Origin of the sequence: Pseudomonas sp. TH32 (genome assembly GCF_016650855.1) — a bacterium.
In the GTDB taxonomy this organism is placed as follows: domain Bacteria; phylum Pseudomonadota; class Gammaproteobacteria; order Pseudomonadales; family Pseudomonadaceae; genus Aquipseudomonas.
In genome coordinates this window covers 1-15,049 of record NZ_JAEKFA010000004.1, presented here as the reverse complement: position 1 = coordinate 15,049, position 15,049 = coordinate 1, and the positions used below count along the sequence as shown (strand labels likewise).

Below are 15,049 nucleotides of genomic sequence, written 5' to 3'. Positions count from 1 at the left end.
AAAGGCATAATGATCAAAAGTTTTCTTTTTGGGTAGCAGCTAAACCTTTCCCCCACTCGTGCTTCTCCTGATTCACTTTAAATAAACGAGAGGTATTTATTAGTCGATATTATATCGACAGCATCTCGCATAGCTCTCTCCCTCATAACTATTAAAGAAAAGAGGTACCAGCCGTATGCCGTGTAATTTAGGGCATCTGGGAGGAGTCGACCACACTGACCTTTAGCCACAACATCAGTCCCTAAAGCTTTTGCATTTCAGCATGCCCAATAGCGGCCCTTCAATTTCCGAATCGCTCCGAATTATCCAGGCTTAAAGGCTATGCGTCGATACGCCAAGACAGGCCGCGTCATCAGCGACAGAGAGTTTCTTTTCGTTCACTTGATTGACAAATTGTATTTCGAACTCTTCGAGACAACGCTGGTTGCTCGTGGCACCTCCTAATTGGCCTCAGTTTAAGGCAAAGAGGTGTCTACGAAACCCGGGGCGATTCATCTAGAGCAGGGCCAACTCATAGGCATGGCATTCAACCTGTCCCTTGGGCATTGATGAGCGAAACACTTGTCGAGCGCTTGGAGACTCGGTTGCGCCAGCACCCTCTGCCACTTTCATCACTAACCATCGAAATCACCGAGGACGGTCCTAGCGGTGCTTGCGCTAGCAGCGTTGAAAAGCTTAATCGCCTGCGCCTATTGGGCATACGCCTATCGATTGATGACTTCGGCACGGGCTGTTCGTCACTTTTACGACTATGCCAGGTACCGTTTAGTGAAATAAAACTGGCGAAAGAGTTCATCCAATTTATCGACGGCCCCGGCCACTGCCGTGCAGTCATTCGCAATACACTGGTTCTGGCCGGCAATTTGGGCATGCAACTGGTGGTGGAAGGTATCGAAACCGCAGCTCAGCAGGATCATTTGTATGAGATGGGGGTGCAGATTGGTCAGGGCTTTTTGTATGCTAAACCGATGGCGATCGATGTATTTGAAAGGTGGATACAAGAACCGATGACAGAAGCCTGTTTCCAATAACGGTTTTCATTAGGCACCGACTTCTCCGTTTCGCTCCTGCGCAACAGGACAGGTCTCGACCTTTGCCATCAGGTGGGTGAGGGTTTCGAAGTCCGGCAATGGCAAAGCGCTGATCAGCACCTTGTCTTGACGGCATACCAGAAGCGAGGGTACGCCCCGTTGCTGATCATCGTAAATCAATGCATAACGAATATGCGGGTTGTCCATGCAGAAAGAAAACAGATCAAATTTCACCCCCTTCACCAATGAGGCGTTGATAATCAACAGGTCCAGAGGCTCGCGGTCGTACTCCACCGCACTAAATACCTGCACCAGTTGATGCAAGGGCGCAATTCGGTAATAACCCAAATGGTTCAGGTCCCGTTCAATCCTCAACCGGTAAAAGTGTTGTTCATCTGCGATCAGAATTCGTAGCGCTTTATTCGGCCTTATTCGCATCCTCGCGATCACTCTCAAGTTTTCCATCACTGATAAATAATCGTAAACGTCGCCGACGCATTGGCCGGCCCCGGCGTGACCTTGGCCTGTGTTTGCAAATAGCGGGCACGCAGCCGGATTGAATAGCTGCCCTCAGTCGTTCGCAGGGTCAGGCCACTGTTTTGATTGGTAGACAAAGGCAAGCCGCTGCCGTTAGGCGTCCCGACCTGCACACCTACGCCGGTGGCGGCGGGTGAACTGCCGGCAGTCGTAGGGTCCAGGCTTAGCACACCAGTACCGGCGTTGATCGCCGTCCTTGCCGGGTCAACGCGGTATTGCAGGGTGTTGTTGACCAGGGTGCCACTGGTGCCCGTACCGGAGGGTGAATTACCGCTCTGGGAGCTCCAGCCTGGTCCTGTGGTGCTAAAGGTTCCTGTAAACGCCGGGCAATCATTCAATTGAATGGCAAAATCAACCCAGCCGCTGGCCGTGTTTATTCCGGTAAATGTCTTGGTCTGATGCGTGCCCATAGGGACTGTCACATCCGGCGTACTGCAGGTGCGCGAGACAATCTGGATACTGCCGGAGATGCCCATCTTGAACCCCAACATTCTGACATCGCCAAAATTGCCAAACAGGCTCACGGTCGGCAACGTGCTGCCCATTAACACTCCCGGTGAAATATCGCCTATCTTGATGAGGATCAATTCATAATTGGATGGACCATCAAAAGGAACCAGGCACCTCCAGCCCGCCGAACACGTGGTCCATGATGGGCTACTTTGCCTTGGTAGCGGGCCGCCCGTGCTGTTAAAGGCGACCCCGAGCCCCGGAATCCTGGTTCTGTAGACTTTGTTGGCGTAGGTTCCGCTGGACCAACTGGCCAGTGAATTGTTCTCAAGAGTCATCTCCATCCATTGTTGAAACGGGGCATACAGGCACTCTAGCTTCACTGCCTGGCCCGCCGCCATGCTGAACTTCTGTCGATACACCTCAGTGCCCACCGGCACATCGCGCCCAACGCTGATGGAGGATATCTGCAACGGCATGTCGCCCACCGCCGGCTGAATACCGTTCATGTAGGTACAGGTGACTGCCATGGCCGTGTTGGCAGCGGCCCACAGCGCCATGACGGCCAATCCCGATTTGATCAAAGCCCTGATGCTCATAACGGTACCTTTTGCGTAGTGTTGGGCCGCACGCTGTTCGCGACTTGTTTGCCTGCCGCACACACGGCGTCCAGCTGTTGCAACTGCTGCCCCTCACCTGGGCCCGGCGGAATGGCCAACGCGCACTGCTGATGGGCTTTGCTGCCCCAGTTGATCAGCAATTGACGGGTGTCCGGCTTGATCCGCGCATAGAGCTGGCCACCCTGCCCGACCATGCCCACCGTGGCGCCTTCGCCATCCGTTACGCCGGCGCCGAACGGCAAGCTGCTGCCATCGTCCAAGCGCACATTGAGCAGCACCGCACGGCCTTGGTTGGTGGTGTATTTAAGGTGCACCACGGCACCGGCACGTGGTGCGACTTGCTGGCTGGTTTCGCTGAATTCGACGTCCAGGAGCTGCCGGCCGGGTCAATGGCCACTTCATTCAACTCATATGGGCGCAAGTACGGCACCACGGCATTGCCACTCCCGTCGAGCCTTAGGCCTGGGTAACCGGAAACTTTGGCGCCCTGCGCACCGGGCGCACTGATCACGGCCATGGTTTCGCCGCGATAAGGCGACAACGTCACACCTTCGGAGTGAGCCACCACCGTGCCGCTGGCGCCCAGGGACGTGCTGGTATACCCATCGCCATAGCCCAATGCGGCATTGAGCATGGCCCGGGCGCCGGTGTACTGCCCGTTGAACGCAGCGCTCTTGCTGCTACTGCCGCCATCGTGCCCGAAGGTAGCGCCGTAGCCATACTGGCGGTCTTCGCCGGCAGTACCACTGATACCGGCCTGCTCGCTGTAGTTGCCGCGGGTGTCACGGCCAACCTGGGCGGTCATCTGCGGGCCATAACCTGAGCCGCCGAATTCCAGGGGCATGCTCATGGTCAGCAGAAAACTGTTCTCCATGTCGCCCATGCCCACACGGCTGCGGTTGGCATTCACACTGAAACTCACGCGGTTGAATTGCTTGCTATAGCTGAACTGGTATTGCACGTCGCTGCCCGGCTGGTTCCAGTAGTTCTGGGCATAGCCGCTGATAGTCACTTGGCCCCAAGGCCCGAGCGTCTGGTCGGCGGTGATGGACAGGCGGCTACGCGGGCGCCCAAATAAGCGGGTATCCCAGCCATTTTTCTCGGCATCCAGCAGTTGCACTGCATTACTGAAATCCAGGTAGTCACCGGTAGAAAACCGATAAGCCGCCACCGAAAAGTTACTGCCGGTGCTGAGTACGTTCTTGCTGTAGGACACGCGCATGCTCTGCCCTTTGGCGGTACCGCCAGCCAGCTCGGTCTGAGCATGAGTCACGTCGACCGCCATGGCACCGATGGGCGTACCGAACGCCACGCCCGTGAGTAACGCCGTGTAGTGGTCGCTCGATTGCATACCACCAAACCCGGTGAACGTGTTGTTCAGGCCGTATTGCAAAGTACCTTGCAGCAGGCGTACCTGTTGGTCGACATAGTTGTTGCGGGTTTCACCGGCGGTAAGGCTGAAACGCGCGGTTCCTGGGCGCAGCAACTGGCTGACCGAGGCATAGGGCACGATAAAGTTCTGTTCCGTGCCGTCTGCCTCGGCAACGCTCACATTGAGGTCGCCGCCGTAGCCGGTGGAGTACAGGTCGTCGATCACAAAGGCACCGGGCGCTACAGTGGTTTCCAGCAATACGTTGCCGGCCTGGCGGATGGTGACCCGCGCGTTGGTGCGCGCAATGCCACGGATAACCGGGGCATAACCGCGCATGGAGTCGGGCAGCATGCGGTCGTCGCTGGCCAACTGCACGCCGCGAAAGGACAATGTGTCGAAGATCTCGCCGCTGGTGTTGGACTCCCCGCCGTGAACTGGCTTTTCAGCGCAGTGATATCGCGCTGTACGTAAGTGTCCAGGGCTTGGTATTTGTTGCCCTGGCGCGACTGCCAGCTCATCGACGCGTTGTGGCGCAGGCGCCAGTCACCCAGATTGAGGCCGGCGTTGAGGCCCATGAAAGCCGAGTCATAGTTACCGGAGCGGGTGCGGTTCCGATTAGCGTTAAAGTTGTAACTGAGCATGCCTGCCGTAACCCCGCGGTCCCACAGTTCAGGGCTGACATAGCCCCGGGAATTACGCTTCAAGGCCGCTTGGGGAATGCTGAGGTCGAGCGCCTGGTTCTCGGGCGAAAAGTTCGCGCTGGCGCCTTGGATCAAACTGCCCAATGCCACGCAGCCCTGACTACCGAGCGCCTGACTGGCCTCGGGTGGCAACTTGGACATTTCCACGCCCTGGCGCTCAAGCAACCCATGATCCATGCACACCACCGGCTTGCTGCCGTCGGGCTGGGCCTCAATGCGGATGTCCTGGCGGCTGTTCAACTGGCCATTGAGCAAAACGTCGGCGCGGTACTGTCCTGGCGTCACCGGGTTACCGGCCTGGTATTTACCGAGGTCAAGATTGCGTGAATCCTCAGGCAAAAACGCGTCGTTGAATTGCACCTCTTGCGCCAACGCGCCTTGCACCCCCAATGCACCATGGAGTAACGGCCAATACCCTGAGTATCAAGGTCGTAAGCGGATTCAAGGCAAAGCGAGGCTGCGCCCTCAGGGCAAGCCTGGAGCTGGAAGAGGTTGGCATAATTGACTCGCGGGTAAAAACGTCAGGGATTGATCAGGGCTTGAGTGCTTTCCGAGTCGGGATCAGCGCGCCGTAATCATTGATGGCACTGAACTCCACTTGGGCATCGGCGGCAGGTCGAGTCTTGAGGGTTGGCAGCGGGAACTGCCGGGTTTCGCCCGGGGCAACCATCCCATCCTCACTGCGAGCGCGCGTAGCACCTTGCACCAGGTCCACCTCGACCATCGACACGTAGAACGCCGACGGGTTGAACGCTTGCAACGCCAGGCCCACGCCATCAGGGGTCGACACCACTTGCCATTGCACCTGTTCAATCGCTTCAGTGGCGGTTCCAGGCAACCCGGTGGGGCGGTAGAACAGCTTGATACGCGAGCGGAATGCCATTTGCAGGGTGTTGAGGTCTGCGCCGGCTTCGGGCTTTGGCGGAATCTCCAACACGTTGAGCCAGAATATTGATTCTTTGCCTGGGGCAAGTGCAGCGCCCGTGAACATTACCCGCAGGCTTTGGCCTTTGGCCGGGTCGATACGCGCCACCGGTGGCGAAAGCAGAAACGGCGCCTTGGAACTGGTGGGGGTGGAGGTCACACTGCCGGTGTCGATCCACGCCTGCATCAGCGCAGGTTGCGTGCCGTTGTTGTTGAGTTTTACGGTGACTTCCTTCTGGCCTGCCGGGTAGATCACCCGAGTGCCGGTGATCACCACACCTGCATTGGCCTGAAAACTTGCCAGCACCATGAGGCTTGCCAGCAGTAACTGTTTGAATGGAAGTTTGTAATACATGACGTTGTCCCATCGCTGCCAGAAAACACGCCCTTCACATACCAATCAGGGCGTGTGCTCATTGCGCGCGGCTTACTGATAGTTGATAGAGTACGTAACGTTACTGATAACAGTACCTGGCGTAGTTGCTGCCTGTGCGTAGTACTGAACGGAGTACGGCAGGTCTGCACTTAGGGTGGTCGAATTGATGCTGATACGGCTGGTAGAAGCAACTTGCCCGGTATCGCCGGCCTTGATCGGTTTGCCATTAGAGGCGTCAACTAGTTGCAGTTGAGCCTTGGTGGCAGTGCCGCTCAAGTTCTTCAAATTGCCGCTGGCCGGGTCAACTGAAGCGCCGGCTTCAAAGAACGCAGAAGCGGTTTTCAGTGCAGCAGAGCACTTGCTCAGTTGAATGCTGAAACCGGTCTGGCCTGCCACTTGGCCGAGCGAGGCAAGCGAAGCGGTGGAGATCGTCGGCAACGTAACAGTGCTGCCCGCGGAGCCGGCAGCACCATTGACCGCAACCTGGCAGGTTTCAGCTTTCAGTTCGCCGTTGAAATTGATGGTGCCGTCCGACGCCATGGCGGCGGAGGTGGCGGTGGCTGCGACCAGTACAGCGAGGGCGCGGGCTTTGTAATCCATGAGGTAACTCCGAAAGAGCAAGGGTCTAAGTAAGTATTGGAGTTTCCTTTTGCAGGATAACTCCCTGTGCTGTTGCGGGGTTAAGTTTAAGGCGCCGACTGAGCCATCCAAATAGGACTGCTCCGAAAAAAACAACTAGCCAGCGTAGATTTCCAACAATTAACTATTCGCGCCCCACGCCTAAAAAACCACAAGTATCGGTTATTGTTTTTATTGATCACGCCGACACTTCGTCAATAGGAGCACTCCTAAAAAACTTGTGCCACCAGAGAGCAATTTGCAGCAAAACTCAAGAACTTAGTCCCACCCACTGTTCAACCAAACAACTGAGATGGCCCGCAATAACCACAGTGGGCCAGCGCCCTTCAGCCTGTAGCTCAGGCTCGAGCATTTTGGCTGTGGCCGCGAGATCCGCCCAACCCACCGCTAACGCAACCGCATGCAGGCGCCGCACGGCCTGCAGCGCCAGGCTGCGATCACGCAGGGCCACCGCCTCAAGCAAACTACTCAGGTGCTTGCGCAACGTCTCAGGCCCTGGGGCATTGGGTGACTGATCGGGCTGCGCCAAGATGACTTCGCACCACAGCTCAATGGTTTGTTGCAATGGCGCCTGGTGAATAGGCTTGCTCAGTGCACCATCCATACCGGCATCAAAGCAACGTGCGAGATGTTCATTGCCAGCAAACTGCGAGACCCCGATGATCGGGCAATACGTCCGCTGCTGTTGGCGCTCAAGTTCACGAAACTCGCCGGCCAGGTTATATCCATCGGCCTCTGGCAGATCACAGTCCATCAACACCAGATCAACTTCGTGTGCGCTGAAGAGGCTCAAGCCTTGGGTAATATCAGCCGCTGACAACGGCTCACAACCCAAGTCATGCAGTTGCACCTCCACTACGTGTTGATCGACTTTCGTGCCCCCCACTACCAAAACCCGCAACCCCACAGATTCGGGCGCTATCGCTAGCGCCGGCGAATCGAGCGGTTCAGCCCATTCGATGGGCAACATCACCCCGACTTGGGTCCCTTTGCCCAGCGTGCTACTGAGCGTGAGCTCGCCCTGCATCAACTTCACCAACCGCCGACAGACCACCAACCCGAGCCCAGTGCCGCCCTTGCGCTTGTAAGCGTCCTTGTCCCGGACATAGGGCCGAAACAATGAACCTTGCGCCTGTTCAGACAAGCCGATGCTGCTGTCAACTACCCGAATCATCAGTTGCCGATCCCCCTCAAGCACTTGAAGCTGAACCTCTACCCGACCGACGTCGGTGAACTTGATGGCATTGAAGATCAGGTTGCGCAAAATCTGGGCCACGCGCAGCTCATCGAGTAACAAAGGGGCGACAGGTCGCTCACTCGTCACTGTCAGTTCAAGACCTTTTTCCTCGGCATACGGACGCTGGCTGTCCACCACGCGCCGGGCCAGTACACCGAGGTCCACGGCTTCCACGTTGAGCTTTAATTGCCCGGCCTCCATCTTGGAGATATCCAGCACATCGTCCACTAACCGCAACAAGGCGTTAGCGCCATTGTTAGCGAGATACGCGAAGTGGCGTTGATGTTCATCGAGCGCGGTATGCTCCAACAATTCGACAGCGGCCAGTACCGCGTTCATGGGCGAGCGAATTTCATGGCTCATCACCGCCAGGAACATCGCCTTCTCTCGCTCGTTATGGGTGGCGCGTCGACGCTGCACGCGACTTTGCCAAACGAGTGTGACGAGTATCAGCACAACGCCCAGCAGCAACCACAACTCACTTTCGTAATGATCGGTGATGGCCTCGATGGTCGGTATATCCAAGTTCATGTCTGCGAACCAGGCATCGTAGATCGCCTTGCGCTCATCCCCGGTGATGGAGGCCAGCGCCTTGTCCAGAATCGACAACAGGATCACATCGTCATCGCGTACCGCCATGCTCACCCCGGTATGCTGCTGGGGCACCACTCCGGAAACCTGCAACACGCCGTGGTACTGGCGAGACAGGTACGGAATCAGTAACCATTCTGAAGCAATGGCTGCATCTGCCTTGCCGTCCTTGACCATTGCCATCATGTCTACTGCGTTCTGGGCCGAAATGATCGTGATACCAGGCACCTTTTCCTTCAAAAATGCCGAATAGCCTTCACGTCCCAACATCACCAGCCGCTTGCCGGCGAGTTGCTCAAGATCGGCAAAAGGTTCACCGTCAAAACGACTGACAAGGATGGTCGAACTGGTGTTGTAAGGCTGGGTATAGAGGATCCCGCGATCCTCAGCGGGGTCATCGGAGCGACGCCGAGTAGGCAAGATATCGACCTCACCGCTGATCAGCATGTCTTTGCGGGCACTGCGTGTAGTGGTCGGCACAGACGTGAAATGCAACCCCGTACGGCGTGTGATCAATCCCAGGTACTTGGCCGACAGCCCTCGCAGCTCGCCACCGCTGATGTACTCGAAGGGCAACAGATTTTCGAACACACCTACGCGCAAGACCGGGTTAGCCGCAACCCAGTCGAGTTCCTGTTGCGTCAAAGTCAGTGGCGGCGGGTTCGCCTGTGCACCCACCAGGCCAGCGCAGCCCACCAGGACCAGTACCAGTAAAAGACGCCACATCATAGTTGCATCCGATGTGCCCGGATTGCCGGCAGCGCATCGAGCTGCGTATCGCCGTCCAAATCATTCCATTGCTGGAGCAATGCTCGCAGGGCTTGCGTGTAAAACGGGTTATCCCACTCCGCCTGCGTGCGCAGCAGGTTCTCCACATGCTCCGTCGCCCGGCCCATTGCTGGCCACTCCATGATCAGCGCTGCACCGTGCAAGCGATGAGCCACGTGCAGGGCGGACGGGCGATCACACAGGGCTATCGCCTTGATCAGGTTCCCCAGGTCAGCGGCCACTTCCCGGTTGATCCCGGCCTGGTCGAGCACGGGAGCCATCAAACTCACCGCGGGATCTGCCAGTGTGACGTCGCACCAACGCTCAATGACCTCGCGCAATTGGCCCAGGCCAATGGGCTTGCTCAATGCGGCGTCCATCCCGGCTTCCAGACAACGCTGAAGGTGCTGCCCACCGGTCAAGGCAGAGATAGCGATGATCGGGCAACGCGTGCGGCCCAGTTGCTGCTCGAATGCGCGCAACCTACGGGCTAGGCCATAACCATCCTCGTCCGGTAGATCGCAGTCCACCAGGATCAAGTCGTACGCGGCTTGCGCAAACAGGGCGCGGGCTTGGGCAGCATCGGCGGCCACCACGGGCCGACCACCGTAGCTGCTGATTTGTGCACGCAACACCTCTTGATTTGCCAGGGTGTCCTCCACCACCAGGATCTGCAATCCGCTGGAGGCCGGCAGCGCTGACGTGGCTTCTACTTGTGGCAGTTCAACAGGTGACGGTGCGGCCGCTACGGGCAAGCAGATAGTGATTGTGGTGCCTGCACCCAGCTCGCTCCTGAGTGTCAACGTGCCGCTCATCAAGTTGACCAATTGCTGGCAAATCACCAATCCTAATCCGGTTCCCCCTGAACGTTTGTATGACTGGCTGTCTTGTGCATACGCCCGGAACAGCGACGCCTGCACTGCGGCTGAAATCCCGATCCCGGTGTCACGCACCTCAATCTGCAATTGCCCGGCGTGGTCGGTAAGCCCCACCACCCGCACGTCGATATCGATACCGCCTGCATCGGTGAACTTGATGGCATTGGAAAGCAGATTATGAAAAATCTGCGTCAGGCGGGTGCTGTCGAGCAGCACCAAGGGTAACTGCGCTTGGATGTGGGAATTCAGCACCAGATGTTTTTCTCTGGCGCGCAAGCGGTGTAGGCCGACGACGCCTTGCACCAACGCCGTCACATCGGTCGATTCAACTGTCAGCTGTATGGGCTTCACCGTCGACCTCGACGTCTCCAAAATGTCATCCAGTAAACGCACCAACGTGTTGGCGCCACTGTTCGCCAAATGAGCAAAATGACGTTGTTGCAGGTTGAGCTGGGTGTGCCCCAGCAGCTCCAACGCCGCCAGCACGGCATTCATGGGGAGCGTATTTCATGGTTCATGACCGCCAGGAATCTCGATTTTTCCTGCTCATTGCGTAGCGCGCGGCGCCGCAACCGATGACTGCGGTAGACCAGCGCGCACAGGCCGGCCAACGCCAGTGCACCAATCGTGAGGACATGCATGTAGTGGTTGGCGATACTCAACAGGGACGGAGCGTCTACATCCATGGTCGTGATACCAGTTCTCATAGATGGCATTGCGTTGATCCGCCGTAATGGACCCGAGAACTTTTTCAAGTATGGAACGCAGCATGACCTGGTCTGCGCGGACCGCCATGCTCACCTCCAGCACCTGGTGCTCCAACCACACCCGACGTTTCCAGAACGCCCTGGAACTGTCGATACAGATAGGGCATCAGAAAGGTTTCTGAGGCGACCACCGCATCGGCCCTGCCCTCCTTGACCATGGTCAACATCTCCATGGCCGATGTGCTTCTGATGAGATGGGCCTTGGTCGCCTTTCCCCGGAATATCTCCTCGTAGTGCTCCACATCGGGAATCATCACGGTTTTGCCCTGCAGCTGTTCCAGGTCAAAAATCCCGGGACTGTCGACACGCGTGACAATAATGGGCGAGGTGGTGTGGTAGACCAACGCGACCAGCCCCTGAGTCGCGGGCTCGGACCTGAAGTGCAGGTAAGAGGACAGCAGATCCACCTGGCCTTCCAGTAGCATCTCTTCACGCGCGGCCAGGGTCTTGCCAGGTACATAAGTGAATTGAAGGCCCGTAGCGGCCGTCACAAACTGCAAGTACTGCATTGATCGACCGCGCAGTCCCCCGTCGCTCATGTACTCGAAGGGAATCAGGCTCTCCACCACCCCAACACGAAGTACCGGGTGTAGGGTTATCCAGTGCAATTGCTCTTCGCTCAGCTCAACAGAACCAGCCCAGATAAGCGGCGACCCCAGCATCAACAACACGAGAAGCCCAACACTCCACAACCTGGCTTTCATGACGTGCCGATGATCCTATTAAGCTTGAACAGTTCGTTGTTCGACGTCACGCCCAATTTGCGAAACGCTGAGGTTTTCTGGGTGCTGATGGTCTTGATACTGCGATTGAATTTCTCGGCAATTTCACTCACGGTCATACCCGCGAGATAACAGCGAATGACTTCCTGTTCTCGACTGGTCAGCTCCGCCTGGAATAACGCATCCTGCGCATTGCCCTGGCCTTCGCGGGTATCGCTGGTGACCGTTTCCGCCAAGCGGTAGGTCATGTCGGTGCTTAGGTACGCCGCACCCGCGGCGACCTTGCGAATGGCCTTGACCAGTTGGTCCATGTCTTCACCCTTGCCGACAAAACCACGGGCGCCGACCCGCATGGCCAGGCTAACTGTCGCCGGGTCGTGATGCGTGGACAAGACGAGGATATGACAGAGGGGAAACTTGACCCGCAAGGCCCGAATCAGTGATACCCCGTCCAGTTCGTCGGGATTCAGGGAGAAGTCCAGCAAGAGTAAATCCGCAGGAGACGTGGCGAGACCCGCGATAAGGTCACGGCTGCGTGCGTAAACGCCAACCACTTCAAAGTTCGCCTCACACGCCAGGGTGTTGGCGAGTCCATGCCGTACAACCGCGTGATCATCCAACAACGCAATGCGTACAGGTTTCATCGTGATCGACCCCACTCTGCGGACCGCACACAGTGCGATCGGAACACAGGAATAGCCTACCGATACAACGTTCAGCCCGTAGTTGAGTATATCCAGTGATCGGTAAATCACATCCCACTCGTGCTTTTTTCCGAGCAGTGCGTAGTTGAATCAAATACCCTCAATAATGTGCTTGATTCTGAATAACTCATTGTTCGATACCACACCCAATTTGCGAAATGCCGCGGCTTTTTGTGAGCTGATAGTCTTGATGCTACGACTAAATTTTTCGGCGATTTCCGTAATGGTCATGCCCGCCAGGTAACAACGGATCACGTCCTGCTCACGTGCTGAAAGGCTCACAAAACGCAAAGCTTCATCCCGGTTACTTTCTTCACCGTGACTATTCACGGCCGTGGCTTCCGCTACCCGATAAGCCATGTCGGGACTCAGGTAGACCTCGCCCGATGCCACCAACCGGACAGCGCTGATCAACTGATTGATGTCTTCACTCTTACCCAGAAAGCCGCGCGCGCCGACACGCAAGGCGAGAATCACAGTCGCAGCGTCGTGGTGGGTGGAAAATATCAGGAGGCGGCACTGCGGGTGCTTTACCCTCAATGCACGAATCAACAAGATGCCGTCTAACTCACTCGGCCCGAGCACAAAATCCAGCAACAATACCTCCGCCGGCGCCACCGCAAGCCCAGCCATGGCGTCACGGCTGCGGGCATAGACACCGACCACTTCAAAATCAGGTTCCTGCTGCAATCGATTGACCAACCCATGTCGTACGATTGCATGATCATCCAGCAAAGCAATTTTCAAGCGTTTCATAAATCAGAAGGCACTCTTTATAACGAGCAAAAGGATGAGATATACAGTGCCCTCATCTTTAGTAAGTTCTCGTCATCTCAGACGAACCTATAAAATCAATGACATCCGTGCTATTGACCAATCGCACATAACTACACAAGCGAACGAAAAGAGCGGCAAATAACCCAGAAAGCCAGAGGCCATAAAAGCTAATGTGATCGCGCCAGAATAAACATCAGAAAACTCTTAAAAGCGGTCAGTGCTATAGATTATTTTCCCGTTGAATAACGAAACTCAAGAAAGCATCAATTTCCATCGGGCGTGCCAACGCGTAACCCTGCCCTACCCGGCAACCCAATCGGTACAACAGCGGAATAGTCGACTCATCCTCGATCCCTTCTGCCACCAAATTCAAACTGAGCAGGCGTGCCCAGTTGACGATTCCGGCGATGACTTTACGTGACGACGAATGCAGCTCCACACCACGGACGAACGACCCATCAATTTTCATCTCATCAAACGACAGGTTCGCCAACAGGTTCAACGTAGCGGCACCCGTACCAAAATCATCCATCGACACTTGGAAGCCCTTGGCTCGAATAGCCGTCAACGAGGCCGATAAGTAGAGTTCGTCGGGCTCGGGTACATCCTCGGTGAGTTCAATTTTGAGCAGTCGACTCGGCAGGTCAGCCTGACGCATACGTGCCGCCAGCCGGTCAGAAAAGTTAGGCGTACAAATGGTCTTTGCCGACGCATTCACCGCAATGGGAATCTCGATATTTTCGCGTTTTAGCGCAAGCATGACCTTGATCGTCCACATCTCCACCAGGCTGAAAAGCAGCAAGTCCAGGCCCAACCTGTTGACCAATGGCATCAATACAGAAGGCGGTATTTCCCCAAAACGTGGGTGCTTCCAACGCACCAGCGCCTCAGCCCCCACAACGCGTCGGCTCCGCAACTCAAATTGCGGCTGGAACACAAAGCGCAGGCCCTCCCCGTCGTCAGCGCATTGATCACCTCATCTTCGGCCAACGAATCGAACGTATTCATTCGCAACGTGGCGTCCGGTTGCGCACGCGTCAGTACCGCCGCTCGCAAGGCGTCGCCCAGGGCCAGGGTGGCACCTTCGCGCAGGATTTCCACCGAAATGCCTGCCGTCCGTGCCAATCGGGCATGGGACTCCAAAGCACTGACGGCAACCCCACCCATGTACTTGATCCAGAGCGGACTGGTCGGCGTTTTGTGGCACAGCGAGTGCCCCCCTTCAACGACACTGGAGGGTGCATCCAAGGCAGCCTCCCCGGTCCAGAAGATACTGGGGAACTGGGTCAGTGTGCCCACCTCATGCATCCCCCTGAGGAGGCTCGGCAACATCAGCCCGTCGCCACACTCAGGACGGAGCTCACAGACAATAACGTCGACTGGATATTCGCCCAACCAGGCCTCAACGCCACTCAAGGATTCGAGGTTGACGATTGGAGTCACCCCCATTCCACTCAAGGCAGAAGCCAGCCGGTGTGCACATACAGCATCGGACGCCAACGTGATGACACGTAATGCGCTGAACTCGCTGGGCACGGCGGCATTCAAGATCATGATAAAAATTTCCTGAGACTGTTTCAGGAAAAAGCTTATCAGCGCAAAAAAGAAGCAAATAGGACTGGGACTAAAAGTACACCCGCGCAGCTCAGGACAACTGATGCCCCACCCAAGCGGGTGTTGGGTTTCCCACATAAAAGCGTCGTTCTAACACGCTGTCAGAAATAGGTAGCTACCGGTAATCCGTAGAGTGTTGAACCGGGCTTTGATTTTCCTCCCTGCATCTCCTTTCTCATCAGCTGACCTACTCGCCTACATCAGCGACAGACAGTTTCATTTCCGGGCACTTAATTGACCGCTTGGCTTTTTTGAATCTTCGGGGCAGCGTAGGTTGCTCATGGCGCCTCCTGATTCGCCTCAGTTAAGGCATGGAGGTGTCTACGGAATGAGGGGCGATT

14 protein-coding genes and 1 pseudogene are annotated in these 15,049 nt (G+C 56.4%); 1 reads left to right on the top strand and 14 read right to left on the bottom strand.

What is annotated here, in order from left to right:
* Positions 1-392: 392 nt before the first annotated feature.
* The gene (locus JFV30_RS32895) at positions 393-1,031 is read left to right on the top strand and encodes an EAL domain-containing protein (RefSeq protein WP_342215161.1); all 639 of its coding nucleotides are present in this window, start codon (positions 393-395) and stop codon (positions 1,029-1,031) included.
* 9 nt (positions 1,032-1,040) lie between these two features.
* Here the strand turns inward: JFV30_RS32895 and JFV30_RS32890 are convergent, their stop codons facing one another.
* The 14 genes and pseudogenes from JFV30_RS32890 to JFV30_RS33375 all read right to left on the bottom strand — a co-directional run bounded on the left by JFV30_RS32890 (position 1,041) and on the right by JFV30_RS33375 (position 14,786).
* Positions 1,041-1,481, bottom strand: a complete 441-nt coding sequence (locus JFV30_RS32890) for a response regulator (RefSeq protein WP_446739843.1) — start codon at positions 1,479-1,481, stop codon at positions 1,041-1,043.
* Positions 1,482-1,495: 14 nt separating this feature from the next.
* A complete protein-coding gene (locus JFV30_RS32885) occupies positions 1,496-2,617 on the bottom strand; it encodes a fimbrial protein (RefSeq protein WP_201121454.1) in 1,122 nt (373 codons plus the stop codon).
* The gene (locus JFV30_RS33395; RefSeq protein ID WP_342215160.1) at positions 2,614-2,904 is read right to left on the bottom strand and encodes a FimD/PapC C-terminal domain-containing protein; all 291 of its coding nucleotides are present in this window, start codon (positions 2,902-2,904) and stop codon (positions 2,614-2,616) included. The genes JFV30_RS32885 and JFV30_RS33395 overlap by 4 nt, the downstream gene beginning before the upstream one ends.
* A pseudogene (locus tag JFV30_RS32880) lies at positions 2,859-5,071 on the bottom strand (fimbria/pilus outer membrane usher protein). The gene JFV30_RS33395 and the pseudogene JFV30_RS32880 overlap by 46 nt, the downstream one beginning before the upstream one ends.
* 172 nt (positions 5,072-5,243) lie before the next feature.
* Positions 5,244-5,990: a fimbrial biogenesis chaperone gene (locus JFV30_RS32875; protein WP_201126285.1), complete on the bottom strand. Its 747-nt coding sequence runs from the start codon at positions 5,988-5,990 to the stop codon at positions 5,244-5,246.
* A 72-nt stretch (positions 5,991-6,062) separates the two neighbouring features.
* Positions 6,063-6,611, bottom strand: coding sequence for a fimbrial protein (locus tag JFV30_RS32870; protein WP_201121456.1), 549 nt, complete (start codon positions 6,609-6,611; stop codon positions 6,063-6,065).
* Between the two features lie 289 nt (positions 6,612-6,900).
* Complete coding sequence (locus JFV30_RS32865; protein ID WP_242487226.1) at positions 6,901-9,207, bottom strand: ATP-binding protein; 2,307 nt, start codon at positions 9,205-9,207, stop codon at positions 6,901-6,903.
* Positions 9,204-10,619 carry an ATP-binding protein gene (locus JFV30_RS33390; RefSeq protein ID WP_242487020.1) on the bottom strand — a complete coding sequence of 472 codons (1,416 nt, stop codon included), beginning with the start codon at positions 10,617-10,619 and terminating at the stop codon, positions 9,204-9,206. The genes JFV30_RS32865 and JFV30_RS33390 overlap by 4 nt, the downstream gene beginning before the upstream one ends.
* Positions 10,616-10,810, bottom strand: coding sequence for a hypothetical protein (locus JFV30_RS33385; RefSeq protein WP_242487225.1), 195 nt, complete (start codon positions 10,808-10,810; stop codon positions 10,616-10,618). Before JFV30_RS33385 ends, JFV30_RS33390 begins: the two co-directional genes overlap by 4 nt.
* 65 nt (positions 10,811-10,875) lie before the next feature.
* On the bottom strand, positions 10,876-11,595 hold the full coding sequence (locus tag JFV30_RS33380) for a transporter substrate-binding domain-containing protein (protein WP_242487224.1): 720 nt from the start codon (positions 11,593-11,595) through the stop codon (positions 10,876-10,878).
* Entirely contained in the window at positions 11,592-12,257 is a 666-nt protein-coding gene (locus JFV30_RS32855; protein WP_201121458.1) for a response regulator transcription factor, read from the bottom strand. Before JFV30_RS32855 ends, JFV30_RS33380 begins: the two co-directional genes overlap by 4 nt.
* 150 nt (positions 12,258-12,407) lie before the next feature.
* Positions 12,408-13,073, bottom strand: a complete 666-nt coding sequence (locus JFV30_RS32850) for a response regulator transcription factor (protein WP_201121459.1) — start codon at positions 13,071-13,073, stop codon at positions 12,408-12,410.
* A 241-nt stretch (positions 13,074-13,314) separates the two neighbouring features.
* On the bottom strand, positions 13,315-13,992 hold the full coding sequence (locus JFV30_RS32845) for an EAL domain-containing protein (protein ID WP_342215168.1): 678 nt from the start codon (positions 13,990-13,992) through the stop codon (positions 13,315-13,317).
* A complete protein-coding gene (locus JFV30_RS33375) occupies positions 13,926-14,786 on the bottom strand; it encodes a hypothetical protein (protein WP_242487223.1) in 861 nt (286 codons plus the stop codon). Before JFV30_RS33375 ends, JFV30_RS32845 begins: the two co-directional genes overlap by 67 nt.
* Positions 14,787-15,049: the final 263 nt, after the last annotated feature.

Coding starts and splice junctions, on each gene's coding strand:
- JFV30_RS32885 (WP_201121454.1), bottom strand. CDS start 2,617: ATGAGCATCAGGGCTTTGATCAAATCGGGATTGGCCGTCATGGCGCTG.
- JFV30_RS32875 (WP_201126285.1), bottom strand. CDS start 5,990: ATGTATTACAAACTTCCATTCAAACAGTTACTGCTGGCAAGCCTCATG.
- JFV30_RS32870 (WP_201121456.1), bottom strand. CDS start 6,611: ATGGATTACAAAGCCCGCGCCCTCGCTGTACTGGTCGCAGCCACCGCC.
- JFV30_RS32865 (WP_242487226.1), bottom strand. CDS start 9,207: ATGATGTGGCGTCTTTTACTGGTACTGGTCCTGGTGGGCTGCGCTGGC.
- JFV30_RS33390 (WP_242487020.1), bottom strand. CDS start 10,619: ATGAATGCCGTGCTGGCGGCGTTGGAGCTGCTGGGGCACACCCAGCTC.
- JFV30_RS33385 (WP_242487225.1), bottom strand. CDS start 10,810: ATGGATGTAGACGCTCCGTCCCTGTTGAGTATCGCCAACCACTACATG.
- JFV30_RS33380 (WP_242487224.1), bottom strand. CDS start 11,595: ATGAAAGCCAGGTTGTGGAGTGTTGGGCTTCTCGTGTTGTTGATGCTG.
- JFV30_RS32855 (WP_201121458.1), bottom strand. CDS start 12,257: ATGAAACCTGTACGCATTGCGTTGTTGGATGATCACGCGGTTGTACGG.
- JFV30_RS32850 (WP_201121459.1), bottom strand. CDS start 13,073: ATGAAACGCTTGAAAATTGCTTTGCTGGATGATCATGCAATCGTACGA.
- JFV30_RS33375 (WP_242487223.1), bottom strand. CDS start 14,786: ATGTGGGAAACCCAACACCCGCTTGGGTGGGGCATCAGTTGTCCTGAG.